2 protein-coding genes and 1 pseudogene are annotated in these 1,588 nt (G+C 60.9%); 2 read left to right on the forward strand and 1 reads right to left on the reverse strand.

Features of this window, described 5'->3' with window-relative positions; genetic code table 11:
- Window positions 1-351 (forward strand): annotated as a pseudogene (locus tag NW853_RS04275) (ribosome biogenesis GTPase Der); the annotation flags it as partial.
- 35 nt (window positions 352-386) lie between these two features.
- Window positions 387-851 (forward strand): SsrA-binding protein SmpB, encoded by a 465-nt coding sequence (gene smpB / locus NW853_RS04280; RefSeq protein ID WP_414333835.1) that lies wholly within the window; start codon window positions 387-389, stop codon window positions 849-851.
- Window positions 852-1,063: 212 nt separating this feature from the next.
- Here the strand turns inward: smpB and NW853_RS04285 are convergent.
- Window positions 1,064-1,588, reverse strand: a 525-nt coding sequence (locus NW853_RS04285; RefSeq protein ID WP_414347957.1) for a glutathione S-transferase family protein, incomplete at its 5' end; no start/stop codon positions are given.

Raw genomic sequence — 1,588 nt, forward strand, 5'->3', positions numbered from 1 at the left:
TTTGCCGAGGTCAACACGGCGGTAGCCGCCCATCGCAAACGCATCCCCACCGCCGTGGTCAACGAGGTGCTCCAGGATGCCCTCGCCTGGCAATCGCCCCCCGCCAACCGCCAGGGCAAGCAGGGCAAAATCTACTACGGCACCCAAGTGGCGGAGCAACCTCCCACCTTTCTCCTGTTTGTCAACGATCCCGATCTCTTCAAAGACAACTACCGCCGCTACTTGGAAAAGCACTTCCGGCAAAACCTCGACTTCACAGGCACCCCCATTCGCTTTCGTTGGCGCGGCAAAGCCGAGCGCCTCGTGGGACGGGCAGTGCAAAAATTAGAGGGATCCCTGGCCTCTCGTTAGGCCCTCTGGAGGACGGAGCTCTATTCTGAAAGCCTATGGCTGTGGATCCCAACGTCAAAACCCTGGTGGAGAATCGTCGCGCCCGCTTCGAGTACGAGATCTTGGAGACCTACGAAGCCGGGCTGCAACTGACCGGCACAGAGGTGAAATCGATACGGGCGGGCAAAGCCAACTTACAAGACGCTTTTGCCCTCTTTCGCGATGGCGAGGCCTGGCTGCACAACCTGCACATCTCCCCCCATGGCACCGCCAGCAAGGTGTTCAACCACGATCCCACCCGCCGCCGCAAGCTGCTGCTGCACCGCCGCGAGATCGACCGGCTGCGGGGCCTGGTGGAGCAAAAGGGCCTGACCGTGGTTCCCCTCAAGCTGGTGCTCAACCGCGGCTGGATCAAAGCCCATCTGGGCGTGGCCCGCGGCAAAAAGCTCCACGACAAGCGGCAGGCCATTAAAGAGCGGCAAACCCAGCGAGAGATCCAGCGAGAGCTCAAGGGGCGCTAAGGCCCGCCAAGCTTCCGGCAGCTTCCAATGGGGTGGCCAGCGGGGCAGCCTAGGCGATCCCAAATGCCGCTGGAGCCCTTCGTTGCAGCGATTTCCAGTTTTCCCCTCCCTTGGGCAGAGAGGCTGGGGGTGAGGAATCCTCCGATAGGCTTGGAAGCAAAATCCAACTCGGTCGGCTGCAGGGGGAGGGAAGGAGCCGCCGCCAGCAAGTTCTAGGCACCAGGGAGGGGGAAGAAGCGGTCGGTGGTTTTCACCCGCTCACACCAGGCGCGGATGTTGGGGAAGGGTTTGAGGTCGAACCCACCTTGCTCCGCCACGTGGGTGTAGGTAAAAAGGGCCAGATCTGCAATCGTGTAGCGGTTGCCCACGAAAAACGCTTTCCCCTGCAAATGGCCCTCCATGATCTCCAAGGCCTCTGTGCCGGATTTGAGGTTCTGGGCAATCAGCTCGGCGTGGGCCTCGGCTTGTCCAGCCCGCACCAGGAAGCGGGTGGTGGCAATGTAGCGGGCAATGCGGGTTTGTTCAAAAAGTAGCCATTTCAAGATCTCGGCTCGTTCCAGCCGCGTTTGGCCGTAGAGGGGGGTGTCTTCTGCTAAGTAAACCAAGATTGCCGCCGACTCGGCCAAGACCGTGCCGTCTTCCAGCTCCAAAGCCGGGATCTGGCCCAGAGGGTTCTTGGCCAGGTACTCGGGGCGGCGATTTTCTCCGACCCTAGAATTGACTTCAACCGTCTCGTA

It is taken from the genome of Synechococcus sp. H55.11 (assembly GCF_047462475.1).
Classification (GTDB): Bacteria; Cyanobacteriota; Cyanobacteriia; order Thermostichales; family Thermostichaceae; genus Thermostichus.